Origin of the sequence: Thermodesulfobacterium hveragerdense DSM 12571 (assembly GCF_000423845.1) — a bacterium.
GTDB classification, from domain to species: Bacteria; Desulfobacterota; Thermodesulfobacteria; order Thermodesulfobacteriales; family Thermodesulfobacteriaceae; genus Thermodesulfobacterium; species Thermodesulfobacterium hveragerdense.
On sequence record NZ_AUIT01000001.1, the window covers coordinates 115,087 to 134,848 of the forward strand.

General features: G+C 37.3%; 19 protein-coding genes. 9 read left to right on the forward strand and 10 right to left on the reverse strand.

What is annotated here, in order from left to right:
• Positions 1-29: 29 nt before the first annotated feature.
• From pssA to G580_RS0100650, 3 genes are read right to left on the reverse strand one after another with little or no spacing between them, the layout of a single operon-like run.
• Positions 30-749, reverse strand: a complete 720-nt coding sequence (gene pssA / locus G580_RS0100640; RefSeq protein ID WP_038041172.1) for a CDP-diacylglycerol--serine O-phosphatidyltransferase — start codon at positions 747-749, stop codon at positions 30-32.
• Positions 750-753: 4 nt separating this feature from the next.
• Positions 754-1,395, reverse strand: a complete 642-nt coding sequence (locus G580_RS09400; RefSeq protein ID WP_051172909.1) for a phosphatidylserine decarboxylase — start codon at positions 1,393-1,395, stop codon at positions 754-756.
• A 4-nt stretch (positions 1,396-1,399) separates the two neighbouring features.
• Positions 1,400-3,262, reverse strand: coding sequence for an ASKHA domain-containing protein (locus G580_RS0100650; RefSeq protein ID WP_028840608.1), 1,863 nt, complete (start codon positions 3,260-3,262; stop codon positions 1,400-1,402).
• Positions 3,263-3,517: 255 nt separating this feature from the next.
• On the opposite strand from G580_RS0100650, the gene G580_RS0100655 reads away from it, so the two are divergent.
• Positions 3,518-4,546 (forward strand): mechanosensitive ion channel family protein, encoded by a 1,029-nt coding sequence (locus G580_RS0100655; protein ID WP_038041174.1) that lies wholly within the window; start codon positions 3,518-3,520, stop codon positions 4,544-4,546.
• A gap of 58 nt (positions 4,547-4,604) precedes the next feature.
• Positions 4,605-5,099 carry a rhodanese-like domain-containing protein gene (locus G580_RS09405; protein WP_051172911.1) on the forward strand — a complete coding sequence of 165 codons (495 nt, stop codon included), beginning with the start codon at positions 4,605-4,607 and terminating at the stop codon, positions 5,097-5,099.
• 49 nt (positions 5,100-5,148) lie between these two features.
• Here the strand turns inward: G580_RS09405 and G580_RS10850 are convergent, their stop codons facing one another.
• Complete coding sequence (locus tag G580_RS10850) at positions 5,149-5,610, reverse strand: hypothetical protein (RefSeq protein WP_051172913.1); 462 nt, start codon at positions 5,608-5,610, stop codon at positions 5,149-5,151.
• 93 nt (positions 5,611-5,703) lie between these two features.
• Between G580_RS10850 and purM the strand changes: the two genes are divergently transcribed.
• Genes purM through G580_RS0100700 form a run of 7 tightly spaced genes read left to right on the forward strand, consistent with a single transcriptional unit; the run spans position 5,704 to position 14,064 of the window.
• Positions 5,704-6,747, forward strand: a complete 1,044-nt coding sequence (gene purM / locus G580_RS0100670) for a phosphoribosylformylglycinamidine cyclo-ligase (protein ID WP_028840610.1) — start codon at positions 5,704-5,706, stop codon at positions 6,745-6,747.
• Between the two features lie 12 nt (positions 6,748-6,759).
• Positions 6,760-7,614: a glycine--tRNA ligase subunit alpha gene (locus G580_RS0100675; RefSeq protein ID WP_028840611.1), complete on the forward strand. Its 855-nt coding sequence runs from the start codon at positions 6,760-6,762 to the stop codon at positions 7,612-7,614.
• Positions 7,607-9,682: a glycine--tRNA ligase subunit beta gene (gene glyS, locus G580_RS0100680; protein ID WP_028840612.1), complete on the forward strand. Its 2,076-nt coding sequence runs from the start codon at positions 7,607-7,609 to the stop codon at positions 9,680-9,682. The genes G580_RS0100675 and glyS overlap by 8 nt, the downstream gene beginning before the upstream one ends.
• Before the next feature lie 9 nt (positions 9,683-9,691).
• Complete coding sequence (gene selB, locus G580_RS0100685; RefSeq protein ID WP_028840613.1) at positions 9,692-11,605, forward strand: selenocysteine-specific translation elongation factor; 1,914 nt, start codon at positions 9,692-9,694, stop codon at positions 11,603-11,605.
• Entirely contained in the window at positions 11,605-12,285 is a 681-nt protein-coding gene (locus tag G580_RS0100690) for a uracil-DNA glycosylase (RefSeq protein ID WP_028840614.1), read from the forward strand. The genes selB and G580_RS0100690 overlap by 1 nt, the downstream gene beginning before the upstream one ends.
• The gene (locus G580_RS0100695) at positions 12,260-13,549 is read left to right on the forward strand and encodes an NfeD family protein (RefSeq protein WP_028840615.1); all 1,290 of its coding nucleotides are present in this window, start codon (positions 12,260-12,262) and stop codon (positions 13,547-13,549) included. Before G580_RS0100690 ends, G580_RS0100695 begins: the two co-directional genes overlap by 26 nt.
• The gene (locus tag G580_RS0100700) at positions 13,546-14,064 is read left to right on the forward strand and encodes a hypothetical protein (protein WP_028840616.1); all 519 of its coding nucleotides are present in this window, start codon (positions 13,546-13,548) and stop codon (positions 14,062-14,064) included. The genes G580_RS0100695 and G580_RS0100700 overlap by 4 nt, the downstream gene beginning before the upstream one ends.
• On the opposite strand, the gene G580_RS11185 is transcribed toward G580_RS0100700, so the two are convergent.
• From G580_RS11185 to G580_RS0100730, 6 genes are all read right to left on the reverse strand, one after another.
• Positions 14,042-15,253, reverse strand: a complete 1,212-nt coding sequence (locus G580_RS11185; RefSeq protein WP_083960768.1) for a pyridoxine 5'-phosphate synthase — start codon at positions 15,251-15,253, stop codon at positions 14,042-14,044. The two genes, G580_RS0100700 and G580_RS11185, sit on opposite strands and share 23 nt — an antisense overlap.
• On the reverse strand, positions 15,253-16,020 hold the full coding sequence (locus G580_RS0100710; protein ID WP_028840618.1) for a tRNA (adenine-N1)-methyltransferase: 768 nt from the start codon (positions 16,018-16,020) through the stop codon (positions 15,253-15,255). The genes G580_RS11185 and G580_RS0100710 overlap by 1 nt, the downstream gene beginning before the upstream one ends.
• Positions 16,021-16,048: 28 nt before the next feature.
• A complete protein-coding gene (locus G580_RS0100715; RefSeq protein WP_028840619.1) occupies positions 16,049-17,470 on the reverse strand; it encodes an aminopeptidase in 1,422 nt (473 codons plus the stop codon).
• Between the two features lie 31 nt (positions 17,471-17,501).
• Positions 17,502-18,929: an NAD-dependent malic enzyme gene (locus G580_RS09415; protein ID WP_083960769.1), complete on the reverse strand. Its 1,428-nt coding sequence runs from the start codon at positions 18,927-18,929 to the stop codon at positions 17,502-17,504.
• A 20-nt stretch (positions 18,930-18,949) separates the two neighbouring features.
• The gene (gene tsaA, locus G580_RS0100725; RefSeq protein ID WP_028840620.1) at positions 18,950-19,357 is read right to left on the reverse strand and encodes a tRNA (N6-threonylcarbamoyladenosine(37)-N6)-methyltransferase TrmO; all 408 of its coding nucleotides are present in this window, start codon (positions 19,355-19,357) and stop codon (positions 18,950-18,952) included.
• Positions 19,358-19,446: 89 nt separating this feature from the next.
• A complete protein-coding gene (locus G580_RS0100730) occupies positions 19,447-19,743 on the reverse strand; it encodes a hypothetical protein (RefSeq protein WP_028840621.1) in 297 nt (98 codons plus the stop codon).
• Positions 19,744-19,762: the final 19 nt, after the last annotated feature.

The window sequence follows — 19,762 nt, forward strand, 5'->3', positions numbered from 1 at the left end:
AAAACATTTTTTCATTTTGTCAATTTTTCTCAAAAATCCTTTCTTTTACGAAGTTTTTTTATGACTTTAATACCCTTGGTTTTAAAAAATAAAGCCGGCCCTAATAAGGTATATACTACGATTAAGACAAAGATAGAGTAAGAAGGATAGGCAGCGGAAAGGGTAAGGGCACCTACAAAAAGCAGTAAAAGATAAAAATTTTGAGATTTTTCTATTTTTATGTGTTTAAAGCTGGGATATTGGATAGGAGAAACTAACAGGTAAGAGACAAGGCTTACAGCAGTTAGAGTAGCCCATTTAGGAAGCTCAAAATCAGGACGATAGGATTGTATAAAAAGCACAGAAGAAGCCAAAATAGCCGCCCCTGCAGGTGAAGGGAGTCCTTCAAAATAACCAAGCCCAGAATGGGCTTTTACGTTATATCTTGCAAGCCTTAAAGCTACACAGGTAGTATATAAAAAACAACTCAACCATCCCAGTTTACCAAATTCTATAAGCCCAAACTGGTATATAAGAATAGCAGGGGCTAAACCAAAGGAAATGAGGTCGCTCAAAGAATCATATTCAAGACCAAACTTAGAAGTCTGCTTTAAATATCGAGCAATCCTCCCATCAAAGATATCAAAAACCATCGCTAAAAAAATAGCCCAACCAGCTTTAGTAAAATCTCCGTGGATGGAACATATGATCGAATAAAAACCAAAAAAGAGGTTAAAAGTAGTAAAAATGTTAGGGATTAGTGATAACATACTTTTAATCCTTCTTTAATAACATACGACCCAAAACAGTTTCTCCAGCAAAAACTCTATGTCCTTCTTTTACGTAGATTTCAGCGTTTTCAACTGGGAAAAAAAGCTCTACCCTTGAGCTAAACTTTATGATACCGATAGGGTCTCCTGCGACCACATCATCTCCAGGAAGGACAAAAGCCCTTATCCTTCTTGCAACCATCCCCGCTATCTGTACCACCCAAAAAGGGGTACCATCTTCTCGTTCTATAAGATAAAGTTGTTTTTCGTTTTGTTGAAAAGCTTCTTTTTTAAAAACAGGAAGTTTTTCTCCTTTTACATACTGCATACGTAAGACTTTACCTGTGATAGGAGAGCGATTGATATGAACATCCCATAGCCTCATAAAAATCCCTATCCTCCAAAGGGGGGCAGAAAACCAAGAAGGATTTTCTTCTATCTGACAGGTAACTACCTTTCCGTCTGCAGGAGAGATGATGAGTTCTGGGTCTAAGACAGGTTCTCTTTTAGGGTTTCTGAAAAAAAAGGCATTAGCCAACCCTATTCCTAACCCTAAGAGCGCCGCTTTTCTTTTTTTAAACAAAAGGCTTGTACCTGCAAACAGTAAGGGATAAAACACCCACGGAAAACCTTCTTTGTGCAGCATAAATTTACTCCTTTTTATTTTTTATGGTAGAAAATAAACTTTCGTCTGTATGTGGTAAAAACAGGGCAGCTACATAGGTATTCATATAACCTTGGTAGTTTGCAAGCTCTAAGTGGGTCATAGAATTAGCTATGTCTCTCATTTTAGCAAACTTTTCTTGAGAAAGAAGGGCCATTTTTGCTCCGGCTAAACTGGTGTTACCTAAAAAGAAAAACCTATCTCTATCTAAATCCGGTAAAAGTCCTATAGAGATAGCGTCTTCCACATCAAGATAGTTTCCAAAAGAACCTGCTAAATAAACCCTTTCTATATCTTTTAAAGATAACCCTACAGACTCAACCAAAACCTGGCATCCTGCAAAGATAGCGGCTTTGGCTCTGATAACGTTATCGATGTCTGGTTCAGTAAAAACTATGTCTTCTCCTGTTTGGGTGTCTTGTTTAAAAACCACTACATATTCCCAACCTTCTTCCCCTTTTCTTATCCGGGGATGAATTATGTCTTTTTTAATTTTTCCAGATTTATCTATGATCCCTACTCTAAAAAGAGAGGCCAACAAAGAAAGGATCCCGGAACCACAAAGACCTATAGGTTTTACCTTACCGATGGTAACCACCATGGGTTCATAAGTATAAGGGTCTATGTTTACCATTTCTATAGCACCAAGGGTTGCCCTCATTCCATGTTTTATACCCCCTCCTTCAAAAGCTGGACCGGCAGAACAGGCAGCACAAACCAAAAAATCCTGATTTCCCAACACGATTTCTCCGTTAGTTCCAAGGTCTATAAAAAGGGTCAAAGGGCTTTCTTCATACATCTTCGAAGCTACCACGCCTCCTACTATGTCTCCCCCGACATAACTTGCTTTACAAGGAACGATCTGGATAAGCGCATTTAAATCTTTAAAACCTAAATCTTTAGCCCACAAAACAGGAAATTCAGTGGCTACGGGTACATAGGGATATTCTCTTAAATATCTCGGCTCAAGTTCAAGAAAAAGATGGGTCATCACCGTGTTAGCCGCTAAGGAGATAAGCTTTACATCCTCTAACCGCCTTTTTAAACCTAAAGCTTCTTTTATCAAAGAGAGTAATCTTTCTCTTAAAACTTCGGATAATATTTTTAATCCTCCATCTCTTCTACAAAACTCTATCCTGGTAATAACATCATCGCCATACTTGATTTGAGGGTTATAATCTGAACTAAAACCCAAAACTTTTCCTTTTCTTAGGTCAACCACCTCTACCTGTAAGGTGGTAGTGCCAACGTCTATAGCTACCCCTAAAAAAGGTTCTACAGGTTCTGCGGTAAGGTCTAACAAAACACTTTTAGAATTGCCTGAATTTTGATAAACATAAGCTATGGTTTCGAAACCTTTTTGACGAAGCACAAAAGGAATTTTTCTTAAAATTTCTAAAGGAACTTCCGGCTCAGCTATACCTTGTTTAAAAAGCCCGTCTTTTAGTCTGGTTAAATCTGAGGTATTTTCGTCTAAGGTTGGTGGATCAAGTTTTAAGACTATCTCACGAACAGGAGGGGAAAGGTGGTCAACCTGAGAGAGTTCTAAAAACTTAGCTCTTTTTTTAACAGGGCGATATAACGTTTTCTGGTCTAAGAAAGTGGTTAAAGGAACTTCTATCACCACATCCGTTAGAGGGTAACTACCACAAGCCTTATAATACTGCCCTTCTAAAATCTCTCCTTTAAGTTCTCCTGCAATCAACCTTACCTTACAACGATTACAACTTCCACTTCCGCCACAAGAGGCGTTGATATGAATACCTGCTTTTATTGCTACATCAAAAAGGGTGTCACCTTCAAGAGCCTCATACTCTTCGTTAAACGGCAAAAACTTAACCTTAGGCATTTTCTCTAATCTATAATCCCTTAAAATCCTTAAGCTAAACCTGTATTATACCAAACTTAAAAAATTGTTAAACTCTTTAGCCAAAATAGCCAAACTTGTCACTAAGTGATGTCTGCTAAATTTGTGCTAAACTTTAATCGATTGAACCGTTGAATTTTTAACGGTGTCTTTTATTTATAATTTTATACAATTTATACAATTAAATATAATAAAAGTTAAAGGACAAAACCTAACATAAAAATTGCAGGAGGGCTTATGTGGGGCGTTCTTCCTATTCATCTAAAAACCTTAATTTTTATAGCTTTTGTGATAGCTGGTTCTTTCATCATAAAATGGGTAGTCAAACAAAAATTTAGCTTCTTAGAAAAATTGATCGGAATAAAATTAAAGGAAAAAACGGTAAACCTTATTTCTTGGACCTGTTTTATCTGGGGTTTAACTTTGGGCCTCTATCTAGTAAACGAATTTCATAACCCTTTACCATCGCTAAATCCTCTTATTAATAAAATACTGATCATCTTTTTTGTATTTTCCTTAGTTTGGTTTCTTTCTCAACTAATAATAACCTTAATTACTCAATACCTAACCCAACGATTTGAGATAATACCCAGTGTTTCTATCATCGAATTATTAATAAAAATAGTCATCTTTTTTATCGGATTTATCTTAGTTTTAGACATTTTGAAAATAAACATAACCCCTTTTATCACCTCCTTAGGTATAGCAGGCCTTGCGGTGGGTTTGGCTTTAAAAGACACCCTTGAAAATCTATTTTCTGGACTTCATATCTTGATGGCCAAACAAATCAAACCTGGAGATTACATCCTGTTAGATAATAATTTAGAAGGGTTCGTGGAAGACATTACCTGGAGAAACACTCTGATCCGTCAACTTTCAAACAACCTTATCATCGTTCCTAACTCTAAGATATCTTCTTCAGTGATCGTTAACTACAGTCTTCCTGACCCTGAATTAAACATTTTAGTCGGAGTAGGGGTAAGCTATGATAGCGATCTAAACAAAGTAGAAAGGGTGACGATAGAAGTTGCTAAAGAAGTACTTAACACAGTTAATGGAGGTGTCTCTGATTTTGAACCATTTATTCGTTATCATTCTTTCGGAGATTTCAGTATCAACTTTAACGTAATTTTAAGGGTAAAATCCTATGTAGATAGACCTTTGGTTGTTCATGAATTTATAAAGAAACTACATCAAAGATACCAGGAAGAAGGAATAACAATACCCTTCCCTATAAGGACAATTCATCTTCAAAGAACTTCTTGATTTTTTAAAAAGTGGATTAATATTATCTAATAAAATCTTAAAAACAGGAGGTGTGGCTATGAAAGTAGGTAAGTTTCTTTTAAGTTGGGTTTTCAGTTTTTTGGTATTTACCTTTGTAGCAGTAAACACAGGTTTTACTGCTACGCCTTTAAGTGATGAAAGGGTAAAAGAGGCTAAGACAGTTTGTGGTGTACAAGAGGTGGATGTAGAAGGTGCTAAGAAACTCATAGCTGAAGGGGCTGTTATACTTGATGTAAGGGAATATACAGAATATAAAGCCGGACATATTCCTGAGGCTATTTGGACACCAAGAGGGCTTTTAGACTTTAAAGTTTACGAGTGGCTCCCAGACAAAGAAAAAACCTATTTAGTCTATTGTGCAACTGGAGGAAGAGGGGTAGTAGCTACTTGTGACCTTAAAAAATTGGGTTATAAAAAGGTTTATAATCTAAAAGGTGGTATCGCTGCCTGGAAAGAAGCTAAGCAACCCATAGAAACTGGAGAACCTGAAGGTCCAGGTAAAGGGATGAAAAAAGCAACCCATAAACACTAAAATCTTTATTCAGAAGGGGGATATCTCCCCCTTCTGAAAAATTTTTCAACTATAAATTTCTCAGTACTTTTTCTTCAAGATAGGCAAAAAGCTTTCCAGGTAGATAGAGACCACAACCTAAAACCCACTTTTCATCTTTAAGAACCACGTAACCCGGTTCTAAGTCCAGGTTTATTTCTACCTTTTTATGTTTTTTTAACTCTTCTATCAGTTGAAAATTAAGGGGGACTATATTTTTAGTAGCAAAAACACCAAATCTTTGTAGGAAAGCAGAGGTAGGCTTAAGATAAGAGGAGACTTTTCTTAAAAAAAGAAGACCTACGGTTTGGACCTCAATAGAGGTTAAGCTTTCTAAATAAGGGGTTTTAGGAAAAAGCCAAAAGTTTGAAACTCCCTTTAATACTTCATAGTCTTCAAAAAGAGAAGGAGAAAAACCAAACCTTCCTTCTAAATAGTCAAAAATTTCTTTTTTCTCTTCTTCATTAACTTTTTTAGGGAATCTTCCTTGCATGTTATTTAGTCCTTATCGTTAAAGAATCTTGTTTTTAGAAAAATATAATATAAAATTTTGAAATCATCAAACATGTTGACCAAGGGGATTTCTATGAACACAGCAGAAAAGTATAAGGCTGCAGGGGTTGACCTGGAAAAAGCCAATCTTTTGGTAGAAATCGTCAAAAAATATTCTTCAAGTCTTCCTCAAAAAGGGGTTCTCTCGGGGATTGGAGGGTATTCTGGACTGTTTTCCTTAGATTTAAATAGCTATAAAAACCCTGTTTTAGTTTCTTCTACAGATGGGGTTGGTACTAAAATCAAGCTTGCTATCAAGGCAGGAAGCCATAAAGGGATTGGGATCGACTTGGTGGCTATGTGTGTAAACGATATCATTACCTGCGGAGCTAAACCACTTTTCTTTTTGGACTATTTAGCTTTTGGTAAGTTTGAAGAAAAAATTTTTGAAGAATTGATCGCAGGGATAGTAGAGGGATGTAAAATCTCTCAATGTGCCCTTTTAGGTGGAGAAACCGCAGAAATGCCAGGAATGTATGCCCCTGGAGATTATGATTGTGCAGGTTTTGTGGTAGGAATAGTGGAAAGAGAAAAAATTATAGATGGTTCAACCATTTCAATAGGAGATGTCTTAATAGGGATACCTTCAAGCGGGCTTCATAGCAATGGTTTTTCTTTGGTAAGAAAAATCTTAGAAGAAAAACAAATAAGTTTAGATTACATCCCTGAAGAGTTAGGAAGACCTATAGGGGAGGTGATTCTTACCCCTACCAAAATTTATGTGCCTATCATGTTAACCCTTACTAACAAAGGATATAAAATCAAAGGTTGTGCTCACATCACAGGAGGTGGTTTTATAGACAACCTTCCAAGGATTTTACCCAAAAACTGTAAGGTAATAATAGAAAAAAATACCTGGGAAAAACCGGCGATTTTTCAACTTCTTCAGAAATGGGGAGAAATCTCTGAAAAAGAGATGTATCAGGTGTTTAACTGCGGAATAGGGCTTGTTTTGATAGTAATTAAAGAAGAGGTAGAGGAAATAACTGGTCTTATTTCTGCTTTAGGAGAAGACTACTATATAATAGGATATGTTGACAAAAAAGAGGAAAATGAAACACAAGTTATCTTGGTTTAGAGGGGTTGAGACATGTATTTTCAAGAAGTGATTGCTACTTTAAATCGTTTTTGGGGTGAGAAAGGTTGTGTAATACTCCAGCCATATGATATGGAAGTAGGGGCAGGCACCTTTCATCCTGCTACTTTTCTTAGGTCTCTTGGTCCTGAACCCTTTGCCTGTGCCTACGTACAACCTTGCAGAAGACCTGCAGACGGAAGGTATGGAGAAAATCCTAACAGATTACAACATTACTACCAGTATCAAGTCATCATTAAACCCTCGCCTGATAACATCCAGGACCTCTACTTAGAAAGTCTTCAAGCCTTAGGTATTGACCCTAAGGAACATGACATAAGGTTTGTAGAAGACGATTGGGAATCTCCTACCTTAGGAGCCTGGGGTTTAGGTTGGGAGGTTTGGCTTGACGGGATGGAAATCACTCAGTTTACCTATTTTCAACAAATAGGAGGTTTTGACTGTTTTCCGGTAACGGTAGAAATTACCTATGGGCTTGAACGTATTACCATGTATCTTCAGGAGGTAGAAAACGTTTTTGACCTTAAATGGAATTCAAAATATACCTATAGAGACATACACCATCGCGGAGAAGTAGAATATTCTATCTATAACTTCGACGAAGCAGATGTAAACCTTTTAAAAGAACTTTTTGACAGATACGAAGCCGAAGGCAACAGACTTTTAAGTTTAGGCCTTGCGCTTCCAGGTTATGACTTTGTAATCAAATGCTCTCATACCTTTAACCTCCTTGATGCAAGAGGGGTTCTTTCTCCTATAGAAAGGGCAAACTACATAGGTCGTGTGAGAGGATTGGCAAAAAAAGCAGCTGAAACTTGGTTAAATAAAGGAGAAAAAGGAGATGAGTAAAAACCTTCTTTGGGAAATAGGGACAGAAGAGCTTCCGGCAAGATTTATTGAACCTGCCCTTTTAAGCTTACAAAAGGCTGCGGAAAAAAGATTAAAAGAACTTTTTTTAGACTATCAAGAAATCAAAACCGCAGGAACATTTAGAAGATTGGTCCTTTTGGTAAAAAATCTTTCAGAAAAACAACCAGACAGAGAAGAGGAGATTTTAGGTCCTTCTATCAATGTAGGGCTTACTAAGGAAGGAACCTTTAGTCAGGCATTAATTGGGTTTGCTAAAAAGCACGGAGTAAACCCAAAAGACCTTAAAACCAAAAAAACCCCTAAAGGTGAATATTTTTACCTCAAAAGAACCATTCCTGGACAAAAAACAAAAGACCTTTTACCTTCCTTACTTTTGGCTCTACTTAAAGAAATCTATTTCCCAAAAACCATGAAATGGGGGGGTTATGACGTAAGATTTGGCCGTCCTATAAGATGGATGGTCTGTCTTTTTGGGGAGGAAGTCATTCCCATTGAAATAGCAGGGGTGCAAGCTACAAACCAAAGCTTAGGTCATCGTTTTTTAAGCCCCTCTTATATCGTTCTTAACAACCCAGACTGGGAAGAATACGAAAAACAACTTGAAAACAACTTTATTATAGTTTCTCTTGAAAAAAGGTTAGCTTTTACTAAAAAAAGCATCCTTGAGGTTTCTCAACCCTATGGTGTACCTGAAATAGAGGAAGACCTTTTAAAAGAAAACGCCAACTTAGTAGAATATCCCTTTCCCATAGTAGGCAAGTTCCAAGAAAGCTTTTTAACCCTTCCGGACCCGCTAATCACAACCGCTTTAAAAGAACATCAAAGATATTTCTGTGTTAGGAACCCCGAAGGAAGACTTCTTAACTATTTCATCGCCGTGAATAATAATCGTCCCAAAGATTGGGAGGTAGTAAAAAAAGGACATGAAAGAGTTACTAAGGCCAGACTTGAAGATGCTAAATTTTATTTTGAAAAAGACCTCAATCAACCTCTTACCTACTTTTTAGAAAAAATTAAAGGCATAGTTTATCATATCAAATGTGGAACCCTATGGGAAAAAACTCAAAGGTTAATAGATCTGGGTAAATATTTAGCTTTAAAGTTAGATTATCCATACCTTCTATCTAAGATAGAGAAAACCTGTCTTTACGCCAAAATAGATGCAGCCTCAGAGGTGGTAAGTGAATTTCCTTCGTTGCAAGGGGCTATAGGGAAGATTTTACTTGAGCATAAAGAAGAAAAGGATATTGCAGAGGCGATTTTTGAACAGTATCTTCCTTCTCCCAAAGAGGAAACTCTTCCTCAGTCTTTTGAAGGAATCATCCTCTCATTAGCCGATAAGATAGACCATCTTTGTGCGCTTTTTGGGGTTAACGAAAAACCCTCTGGAGAAAAAGATCCTTATGGGCTTAGAAGAGCAGGTTATGGGATAGTAAAACTCCTTATAGGAAAAGAAAAGTTCTTAGAAATAGAAGAGGCTATAGAGTTTTCTCTTAGTTTGTTAGAAAAACAAGGGTTTCTGAAAAATCCTAAGGCTTTAGAGGAGATTACAGAATTTATCAAAAAACGCTTAGAGGGAGAATTTTTAACCTTAGGTTTTAGCAAAAACGTGATAGGGGTTGTGCTTCAGTTACCTCTAAATCCTTATGACCAATACCTAAGACTAAAAGCCCTTTCAGATTTTCAGGAAAAGAAAGATTTTGTCGACCTTATTACTGGTTTTAAAAGGGTAGCCCAGTTGTTAAAAACCGTAGACAAAAAAACTCTTTTAGAAGAAGTTGAAGAAAACCTTATCTTATTAGAAGAGGAAAAAGAGCTTTATCAAAAGGCTTTAAACCTAAGACCAGTTATACTTGGTCTGATAGAAAAAAAGGATTATCTTTCTTATTTAGAACATTTGGTAAGTCTTAAAGAACCGATAGATAAATTTTTTGATAAAGTGTTTGTGATGGTAGAAGATGAAGGACTAAGAAACAACCGTTTAAAAATTTTACAAAGGGTAGCTGAACTTTTTGAAAGGTTTGGAGACTTTACGGCTTTTATTTAAAGGTAGGTTATGAAAAGGGTTATCATAGGAACAGCCGGTCATATAGATCACGGAAAAACCACCTTAGTTAAAGTTATTACCGGAATTGATACAGACAGACTAAAAGAAGAAAAAGAACGAGGAATTACAATAGACATAGGATTTGCCCATTTAGTCTTACCCTCAGGCACCCTTGCAGGAATAGTAGATGTTCCTGGTCATGAAAAATTTATTCGAAACATGGTGGCTGGGGCCTCAGGTATAGACCTGGTTATCCTTGTGGTGGCTGCTGACGAAGGTGTTATGCCTCAAACCAGAGAGCACATAGAAATTTGCGAACTTTTAGGGATTAAAGACGGGATTGTGGTTTTAACCAAAGTGGATCTGGTAGAAAAAGACTGGTTAGACCTAATAAAAGAGGATGTAAAGGAATTTTTAAAAACCACCTTTTTAAAAGATGCACCTATCTTAGAATTTTCAGCAGTTACAGAACAAGGTAAAGAAGAGATCCTAAGAGTGCTGGATGAAAAAGCTTTAAAGGTATCAGCCAAGGTAGAAGACCAACCTTTTAGGCTCCCGGTAGACGGGGTGTTTACCGTAAAAGGATTTGGAACGGTAGCTCGTGGAACAGCCATTTCAGGCAAGGTTTACCTCAACCAACCCTTGGTAGTCTATCCGAAAGACCTTGCTACAAAAGTAAGAAACATCCAAGTTCACGGAAAAAACGTGGAAGTAGCTTATGCAGGGATGAGAACTGCACTCAACCTGCAAGGTATAGAAAAAGAAGACATAGAAAGGGGAGACGTGGTTGCAGAACCTGAAGTCTTAAAACCTTCTCAGTGGATAGATGTAAAACTTGTGTCCTTACAAAGCATAAAACCTCCGATCAAAAACTTTGAAAACCTTCTTTTTTATATCGGAACCAAAGAAACCGTAGCCAAAGTTTTCCTTTTAGGAAAAGATCAGTTAAACCCAGGGGAAGAAGACATAGCTCAATTGTTTGTGCAAGTCCCAATAGTTGCCTGGAGAGGAGATAGATTTATCTTAAGACGAGCCTCTAACAACCAGACAGTAGGAGGAGGAGAGGTTTTAAACCCTGTAGCTTATAGAAGAAAAAGAACTAAACCCTGGGAAAGGAAAGAAGTTGAATACTTAGCTCAGGCTTCGGAAAAAGAGCTTATACAGTTTTGGGTAGAAAAAAAAGAATTTTTAGGTATCTCTAAAAAAGACCTGCAGATTACCGTCTCTCTCTTTAGAGAAAGGTTTGAAAAAGTCTTAAAAGATTTAAGTAAAGACCTGATTGAAATCAAAGACGGAGAAAAGGTTTTTTATTTTAGCAAAAAAGCAGAAGAAGACCTAAAAGCGCAGATCATCACTGCTTTAAAGAATTTTCACACGAACAATCCGTTTAGTCCTGGACTTACTAAGGAACTACTAAAAACAAGAATTTCTTCCTTTGTTTCAGAAGGATTTTATCAGTATGTCCTCGAAAATTTGATAAAACAAGGTATCTTGGGAAAAAACAAAGAAATACTATATCTAACTGAGTTTAAACATCTAAACTCTGAAGAAAAAGAAAAGCTCAAAAAAGAGCTCGAAGAAAAGTTTCTCTCAGAAGGATATACCCCACGGGATTTTGAAACCGTCCTTCTTGACTTTAAAGAAAACTATAAAGCCGCTAAAGAACTGGCACAGGCCTTATTAAAAGAAGGGGTTTTGGTAAAACTTGCTGACAAATTGGTTTTCCACGCTAAAATCTTAGAAGAATGGGAAAATTTAGTAAGGGCTGCCTTTCAAAAGAAAAAAGAATTAGAACTTGCAGATTTTAAAAATCTTCCCAAAACCCAGATAAGTAGAAAATTTTTAATTCCTCTGGTAGAATATTTAGATAAGAAAAAGGTTACCCTCAGAGTAGGAGAAAAAAGAATATTAAGAAAAACTTAATGGATGTTAAAGCTGAGATAATCAAAAATCTTCTATACCTTAAAGAAATAGGCTTAACCAGTATACCAGCTTCTGAGGTTATAAAAAGACTTCTGCAACGCGAAATCTCTTTAGAAGAAGATTCTCTCTTAGCCCTAAAAGAAAAGGTTATTCACTGCGAAAATTGTTCTCTCCATAGGGTTAGAAAAGCGGTGGTTTGGGGTGATGGCCCTACTGAACCTGGGGGATTGATGATAATTTCAGAATACCCTGACCGGGACGAAGATTTTTATGGGAAACCCTTCGTAAAAGAGGTAGGTAACCTGCTTGACCGCATGCTTAATGCTATCAATCTAAAAAGAGAATTATTTTTTATTACCCATACGGTTAAATGTAAACCCCCTGGAGGAAGACCACCTGAGCCAGAAGAGATAGAAGCCTGTAGACCATATCTTTTAAAACAAATCAAGTACTTAAGGCCTAAGTTGATTTTAGCCTTAGGGTTTACTCCACCTAAGGTGCTTTTAGAAAGAAAGACCCTAACCTTGGTTAGAGGCAAGGTGTTTACCCTTAAGGAAACCTCTCTTTTTTTTACCTACCATCCAGGATATATTTTAAAAAATCCTGGAATAAAAAGGGTAGTATGGGAAGATTTACAAAGATTTAGGAAGCTTTATGAAAAAATATTTTTATCTAGTTAGTTTAGTGCTGGTTTGTTTTTGGTTCTCTTATTTAGAGGGAGCTGAGCTAAGAAAGGTTTTTCATGTAAAAATCGATGCCCCTATTACCCCTGTTATAGCTAATTTCATAAGCTATGGGATAGACCTTGCCAATAAAGAAAAGGCTGAAGCTTTTGTTATAGAGCTTGATACTCCAGGAGGTCTTGTTGAGTCTACCAGGGAAATAGTAAAAGATATCTTACAAAGTAAGGTCCCTGTCATAGTTTATGTAAGTCCTTCAGGGGCAAGAGCTGCCTCTGCCGGTACCTTTATTCTCCTTTCCTCTCATTTAGCGGCGATGGCCCCTGGTACTCACGTAGGAGCTGCTCATCCAGTAGAACTTACTGGTAAAGCTGATAAAGAGGTAATGAACAAGATAATAAACGACTTGGTAGCCTGGGCTAAAAACCTTGCTCAAATGCGTAACCGCAACGAAACCTTTGCAGAAGAAGCCATAAGAAAAAGTAAAAGCATTACTGAGACCGAGGCACTACAAATTGGAGTTATCGAGATCATAGCCAAAGATTTAAACGACCTTTTAGATAAGGCCCACGGAAAGCAGGTTTTCTTAGGAGAAGAAAAACGGGTTTTAAACCTTAAAAACGTCCGGATAGAAAAAATACCTGAAGACCTAAAGACAAAGGTGTTAAAGATTTTAACCAATCCGAATTTAGTATATTTCTTACTTATGTTAGGATTGGCTGGCCTATATTTTGAGTTATCTCACCCTGGAAGCATATTCCCTGGTGTATTAGGGGCTGTATGTCTTATATTGGCCCTGGTAGGATTAAGTGTTATTCCTGTTAACTATGCAGGACTGGTTTTTATTTTATTAGCCGGTGTACTTTTCTTCTTAGAGCTTCAGGTAACCTCACATGGGCTATTAACCTTAGCCGGGGTAATCTGTCTTTTCTTAGGTTCTATCATGCTTTTTGGTAAGAACCCGCCTGCTTTAAGGGTTTCACCCCCTGTTTTATACTCATTAGTACTTATTTTTTCTTCATTATTAGCAGGTATCACCTATATCGCCCTTAAAACCATCCGGAAAAAACCTGTTTCAGGAAAAGAAAGTATGGTAGGAAAAGTAGGGAAGGTCTTAAAAGAAATAGGCCCTGAAGGGGGAAAGATATTCGTCGAGGGAGAAATCTGGCAGGCTTATGCAGACGAAACCATCCCAGAAGGAGAAAAGGTAGTAGTGGCAGAAAAAGATGGTCTGATCTTAAAAGTGAGGAGAAAAGATCGATGAAAACTTTCTTAAACATAGGAATAAGTTTATTAATTCTTATAGTTTATCCTATGATCGGTTATGGGGAAATAGCTTGCGACCCTAAGATTTTATACCAGGCAGACGAAAAGTTTTTTGTCAGTCTCCCGGGATATCAAACTACCCCGATAAAAGAAACTAATCTCAACTTTTTTGGAAAGATCCATAATAAAGAAAGATCCTACAAAAGCACAAACACTAAGGTTAGGGTCAGAATGTTTTGGGGAGAAAATTTGATCCCTAACTGGCAAAGTTTTATTTTAAATCTTTTAGAAATTTCTAAAAATGAGCTGAAAGACGGGGAAATCAATGGAATAAAGGTTAAATTTTACGAAAATGGAGAAAAAAAGGTAATAGTTGTGCCCATTTTAGAGGAAACTTCGCAAGGATTTTTGATTTTGTTTAGCTCTAAAGACCTAAGCTTAGAAGCCCTCAAAAATTTAGTTTCCCAATTTCCAATAAAAACCCTTTGTTCTACCCCCGAGCTTTCCAAATAAGTTCTTTCATCTCTCTTACTGCCTCTTTCATACCTATCATAATAGCCCGAGAAACGATACTATGACCAATACTAAACTCTTCTATCTCAGGAATAGCAGCCACAGGCCCTATGTTTTCATAGCTTAAACCATGCCCTGCATGTACGATAAAACCAAGGTCTTTAGCCAACCGTGCAGCGACTTCTATTTTACCAAACTCTTCTTCTCTTTTTACCTCATCCTCTGCTTCAGCATACATCCCTGTATGTATTTCGATGATCTGAGCCCCAGTTTTTTTTGCGAGCTTTATGGCTTCCTCGTCTGGGTTTAGGAAAAGACTTACCTTAATACCTGCCTTGTTTAGCTCTTTTACCGCCTTTTTTACCTTTTCTACATTTCCGGTTAAATCCATTCCGCCTTCGGTGGTGATTTCTTCTGTCCTTTCTGGAACTAAGGTTACCTGATAAGGTTTAATCTCCTTAGCAAACTTGATCAATTTCTCATCTATGGCCATCTCTAAAATCAGTTTGGTTTTAATCACTTCTTTTATCAACCTTACATCCCTTTCTTTTATATGTCTTCTATCTAATCTTAAATGTACGACAATTCCGTCAGCGCCTCCTAACTCTGCTAGCACGGCTGCATGCACAGGATCAGGATAAAGGGCTTTCCTTGCCTCCCTGACTGTGGCCACATGATCCACGTTTACCGCAAGTTTGGCTGGCATATACTCCCTCCTTTTTAAAAAGTTTAAAACCTCTTCTTTACCTTCAGAAAAACCTACTTTTTCAAACAATTGTATCTCTTTTTTTAACATAAGCCAAGGAGAAAAAATCCCCTTTTCGTGGTCATAGTCAAGAAGATGAACCAACCCATGAATGGCTAAGCTCAAAAGATAGTTTTTAAAGTTTAATCCATAAAATTCTGCCTCTTCTTTAGCCTTTTCTACCGAAATAATAATCTCACCTAAAAGATCGGTTTGAAACCCCTGTTTATCAAAAAAAGAAAAAGAAAGCACGTTAGTAGGATAGTTTCTTCCTAAGTATTTAAAGTTTAAATCCCAAATGGTTGAATTATCAACCAAGGTTAAAGAAACCTCTTTTTTCTCAAATTTTAGTTCTTTTAAAGCTTGGGTTAACCTTGAAGCTATTTTTTTTTCTAAATCTTGGGGTATAAGTCCGTTCCTTGAGGTAAAAATAGAGACAGGCATTATTTTTCTACCACCTTTTTAGCAAAGATTAAAAATCCAGTATGAGCAACCATCCTATCTTCTGGTCTTAACCTTTCAGGATTGGGTTTGTATTGCCTAAGGAGTATTTCAGAAACCTCTATGTCTAAGAAAGGTAGACGCTGTAACTCTAAAAGGCATTGAGAAACTTGGTTAGTAGTAGGAACAAGGATTCCTAAAAAATGACCTCCCTTTAGGGCCCCCCAAGCTGCAGGGATCAACTTCCAGGGTTCTTTTAAGTCTAAAAAGACCGCATCTACCTCTTTTTCTTCAAAAGCCTCTGTGACTTCTGTGTTCTTAAAAATTACTCTATCTAAAAGACCAAGTCTTTTAAGGTTTTTTATAGCAATCTTCTGAAATTTGGGCTCTTTTTCATAAGAGATAACTTTTCCCTCTTGACCAACCATAAAGGCAAAAGCTGTAGTTAAAGCCCCAGAGCCTCCACCACATTCTAAAACCAGACTTCCTGGCCCTACGTTAAGTTTAAGTAAAATATACCCTATATCCTTAGGATAAACTACTTGGGTAGCCCTCTCAACCTTCATCAAAAAATCATATAGAGAAGGCCTTAATACATAAAATCTTTCACCTTTTTTTCCGTAAACGACTTCTCCGTAGTTTTTTCCGATCAATTCTTTTAGGTATAAAAAGTCTTTATGTGTATGAAAAGAAGTATCTTTAACCTCAACTAAATACTTTTTTTCGTCTGAAGTTAAAATAAGAACGTAGTCTCCTTCAGCGATCTTCATAAAACTCCCTTTTAATAAAAAATAACAGCTAACGACTAAAAAAACTTTTATAAGCCTGATAGCACATAAAAAGATCTGCTTTATGAGCCACCTCAAAGGGAGAATGCATAGAAAGTAAGGGTGGGCCAGCATCCACCACATCCATTCCATAATAAGCAAAATACTTAGCTACCGTACCTCCTCCTCCTTCATCTACCTTTCCCATAGAAACTACCTGGTAAACCACTCCATCTTCATCCCAACTCTTTAAAAGTTCTGCCAAAAACTCGGCATGGGCTTCGTTAGCCATATACTTTCCGCCATGGCCTGTATACCTGTTTACCGCTATCCCAAAACCCATTTTGGCATCATTTAGTTTGTCGTGTACCTCAACATAATTAGGGTCTATACCTGCGGTCACGTCTGCAGAAATAGCCTTGGTGTTAGCCATAACCTCAAAAAACACATCAGGAGTAGGAGATAAACCGTGTTTCTTGATAAGCTCATACACAAACCTTTCAAAAACCCTGCTTTTAGCAGAAGTATTACCTTCTGAACCTATTTCTTCTCTATCCATGAAAAGTAAAACATTAGTATATTCAGGCTCTTCTACCTCTAAAAAGGCCTTAAGAGAGGTAAAAGCACAGATACGATCGTCTTGGCCATAACCTCCTATAAACGCCCTATCTATCCCCACCTCTCTTGCCCTACCAGCAGGAACGATATAAAGTTCTGCCGAAACAAAGTCTTCCTCCCTTATTCCGTAGGTTTGATATAAAAGCTTTAAACAGTTAAGTTTAACCCTTTCTTTAATTTCCTTTTCTTCCTCAAGCTTGTCCAAGGGAAGACCTCCAAAAAGAACGTTTAATTTTTCTCCTACGATAGCCTCAGAGAGTTTTTTTTCTGCCTGAACTTTTCTTGAAAGATGGGGAAGAAGATCACAGATGGTAAAAACAGGTTCATCTTCCTTCTCTCCTAACACTATCTTAACCAAACCACCGTCTTTTTTAGCCACAACCCCATGTAAACTTAAAGGTTGAGCTACCCAGTGGTATTTTTTAATACCTCCATAATAATGGGTTTTTAAAAAAGCCAGTTCTGTGTCCTCAAAAAGAGGATGTAACTTAAGGTCAAGCCTGGGGGTATCTATATGGCTGACAACTATCTTTAAACCCTCAGTTATTTTTTTCTTACCAAAGTTCCAGGCAAAAAGAAGCTTATTTTTGTAAACTACCCATCCCTTTTTGGGTTCTTTATCAAAAAAGCCCTTTTTTTCCAAAAGAGTTAAAGCCTTTTCTATGGTTTCTCTTTCTGTCTTAGCCTCAGAAAGAAACTCTATATACTCCTTACTTAGAACCTCAACCTGGTTTTTATCCTCTTCTTTTAAAACATCAAACACATGTTTGGGTTTCCAGACTAAACCCTCTAAAAACTCAGAAATTTTTTTAGAACTACCTTTTTTTCTTGCCATAAGCCTTCCCCTTTTGTCTTAGAATATGATTTTAGTTTAAACTTTTTGAAGGTTTTGTCAATTTTTTAACCACCGCTTGAGCTACGGCCTTTACCACCCTTTTATCAAATATGCTGGGGATTATATAATCTTCCTTTAATTCCTCTTCTTTTATAACATAAGCAATCGCCTTTGCTGCCTCTATAAAAACCTCTTCATCCACCTTTTTCGCCTTAGCCTCAAGTAATCCCTTAAAAAGCCCAGGGAAGGCTAAAGCGTTGTTAATCTGATTAGGATAGTCTGAACGTCCGGTAGCCAAAACCCTGACCAAAGGTAACGCCATTTCAGGAGAAATCTCAGGGTCAGGATTGGCTAAAGCAAAAACTACTCTATCTTGAGCCATAGCCTTTAAGTCTTCAGGTTTAAGAATGTTAGGAGCTGAAAGACCTATAAAAACATCTGCCTCTACTAAAACCTCTGAAAGCGTCCCTTTTAATCTTTCAGGATTGGTAATAAAAGCGATCTCTTCTTTATAAGGGTTCATCCTTTCTTTTCTTCCTTGATAGATAGCTCCGTATGAATCGCATAAAATGAGATTTTTAACCCCATATTTTAAAAGGAGCCTTGCCGTTCCTATGGCAGAAGCCCCAGCACCTGAAATTACTATTTTCATCTCTTTTAAACTCTTTTCTAACAATCTTTCTACATTAATAAGACCTGCTAAAACCACGATAGCTGTGCCATGCTGGTCGTCGTGCACCACAGGCACCTCAAGCTCTTCCCATAACCTCCTTTCTATTTCAAAACATCTTGGGGCAGAAATATCTTCCAAGTTTATTCCACCAAACACTAAAGAAACCTGTTTTACCACCCCAACAAATTCATCTACATCTTGAGTTGTCACAGCTAAAGGGAAGGCATCTAATCCTGCAAATTCTTTAAAAAGCATACATTTACCTTCCATAACTGGTAAAGAAGCAAAAGGCCCTATATTACCCAACCCTAAAACAGCTGATCCATCGGTAACAACCGCAACGGTATGACCTTTGATAGTATATCTATAAACCTCTTCTGGATGATCTTTCAGATGTGAACAAACCCTAGCCACCCCTGGGGTATAAACCTCAGCCAAAGTCTTCTGGTCTTTTATCTGCACCCTATTGACTATCTCTATTTTTCCTCCTTCATGCAACTCAAAGGTCTTATCTATAACCTTTAGCACTTTTATATCTTTTAGCTCTTTAAGTGCCTTGATGATTTGCTGACGTTGTCTTTCCTCCAAACAGATTATCTCTATCTCTCTTATTACCTTATCTGTAGAAACTTTAAGTAAACTCGAACTTCCTATCTCGCATCCATACCTATTCAAACATCCTATTATTTCTCCAAACTTTCCTAACAAAGTAGGCATTTCAAGTTTTACCCTAAACGAAAAACCTGAAAAACAAACCCTCTCTAAATTTTTGGTCATTCTCTCCATAAAAACTCCTTTCTAAGAGATTAAATAGAATTCTTTTGATAGGCTTTAAACGGTTTAAGATCAAGGATAGGGGTTCCATCAAACATATCGATTCCTTTTACCTTGACCTTATTGGCTGAAACCTCTAACACCTCTAACACTGAAAGACCTATAGGATTAGGTCTTATAGGGGAACAGGTGCTAAAAACCCCTTTTAATTCCTGACTGTGTGGGGGCTTTTGTAAAAGTTTTTCAGGGGTAAAAGGAGGTGACTTATGAAATACAAAAAGCACTACTATCTTATCTTCCTTTTTAAGGTCCCTTAATCCCTCTTGATACTCAGGTTTAATCTCTAAATAACCTTCTATTTCTGAAATAGACCAATGACGAGGGATTTCTTTAGCTTCGGTTCTTACATAACCTATAGGACGAAATATATACTCCTCCATTTTTTCTCCTAAGAATAAATAAAACGTAGCAGGGGGCATCCCCTGCTACTTACAACATTGTTTACCAAGTTAATATACCAGAAAATAACCTACTGAGAAGTAGAATTTCCAGGCATATCTTTCTTGTTTGTCTCTTTTTGCTGCTGTTTTAAGGCTTTATGCTCCCTAATCCTTGATTTCTCACGAGCTCTTTCCCTGACCTGTTTTCCAAAACCTTTTTTAGCTTCCTCTCCTTTAAGTTGTTTGGTAGCATTGCTAACCTCTTTTCCTATCCCAGCCCCCTGATAAGGCTTAGGACCAGCAGGCCCTCCTTTAGGACCCTGAGCATACCCTAAAGAAACCCCTAACCAAGAAACTCCTACCAATAAGGCTATTAGCTTTTTCATCTCTCCACCTCCTATAACT

What these genes read in the sequence shown, in the direction of transcription:
- pssA (WP_038041172.1), bottom strand. Translation starts at nt 749, where the DNA reads ATGTTATCACTAATCCCTAACATTTTTACTACTTTTAACCTCTTTTTT.
- G580_RS09400 (WP_051172909.1), bottom strand. Translation starts at nt 1,395, where the DNA reads ATGCTGCACAAAGAAGGTTTTCCGTGGGTGTTTTATCCCTTACTGTTT.
- G580_RS0100650 (WP_028840608.1), bottom strand. Translation starts at nt 3,262, where the DNA reads ATGCCTAAGGTTAAGTTTTTGCCGTTTAACGAAGAGTATGAGGCTCTT.
- G580_RS0100655 (WP_038041174.1), top strand. Translation starts at nt 3,518, where the DNA reads ATGTGGGGCGTTCTTCCTATTCATCTAAAAACCTTAATTTTTATAGCT.
- G580_RS09405 (WP_051172911.1), top strand. Translation starts at nt 4,605, where the DNA reads ATGAAAGTAGGTAAGTTTCTTTTAAGTTGGGTTTTCAGTTTTTTGGTA.
- G580_RS10850 (WP_051172913.1), bottom strand. Translation starts at nt 5,610, where the DNA reads ATGCAAGGAAGATTCCCTAAAAAAGTTAATGAAGAAGAGAAAAAAGAA.
- purM (WP_028840610.1), top strand. Translation starts at nt 5,704, where the DNA reads ATGAACACAGCAGAAAAGTATAAGGCTGCAGGGGTTGACCTGGAAAAA.
- G580_RS0100675 (WP_028840611.1), top strand. Translation starts at nt 6,760, where the DNA reads ATGTATTTTCAAGAAGTGATTGCTACTTTAAATCGTTTTTGGGGTGAG.
- glyS (WP_028840612.1), top strand. Translation starts at nt 7,607, where the DNA reads ATGAGTAAAAACCTTCTTTGGGAAATAGGGACAGAAGAGCTTCCGGCA.
- selB (WP_028840613.1), top strand. Translation starts at nt 9,692, where the DNA reads ATGAAAAGGGTTATCATAGGAACAGCCGGTCATATAGATCACGGAAAA.
- G580_RS0100690 (WP_028840614.1), top strand. Translation starts at nt 11,605, where the DNA reads ATGGATGTTAAAGCTGAGATAATCAAAAATCTTCTATACCTTAAAGAA.
- G580_RS0100695 (WP_028840615.1), top strand. Translation starts at nt 12,260, where the DNA reads ATGAAAAAATATTTTTATCTAGTTAGTTTAGTGCTGGTTTGTTTTTGG.
- G580_RS0100700 (WP_028840616.1), top strand. Translation starts at nt 13,546, where the DNA reads ATGAAAACTTTCTTAAACATAGGAATAAGTTTATTAATTCTTATAGTT.
- G580_RS11185 (WP_083960768.1), bottom strand. Translation starts at nt 15,253, where the DNA reads ATGCCTGTCTCTATTTTTACCTCAAGGAACGGACTTATACCCCAAGAT.
- G580_RS0100710 (WP_028840618.1), bottom strand. Translation starts at nt 16,020, where the DNA reads ATGAAGATCGCTGAAGGAGACTACGTTCTTATTTTAACTTCAGACGAA.
- G580_RS0100715 (WP_028840619.1), bottom strand. Translation starts at nt 17,470, where the DNA reads ATGGCAAGAAAAAAAGGTAGTTCTAAAAAAATTTCTGAGTTTTTAGAG.
- G580_RS09415 (WP_083960769.1), bottom strand. Translation starts at nt 18,929, where the DNA reads ATGGAGAGAATGACCAAAAATTTAGAGAGGGTTTGTTTTTCAGGTTTT.
- tsaA (WP_028840620.1), bottom strand. Translation starts at nt 19,357, where the DNA reads ATGGAGGAGTATATATTTCGTCCTATAGGTTATGTAAGAACCGAAGCT.
- G580_RS0100730 (WP_028840621.1), bottom strand. Translation starts at nt 19,743, where the DNA reads ATGAAAAAGCTAATAGCCTTATTGGTAGGAGTTTCTTGGTTAGGGGTT.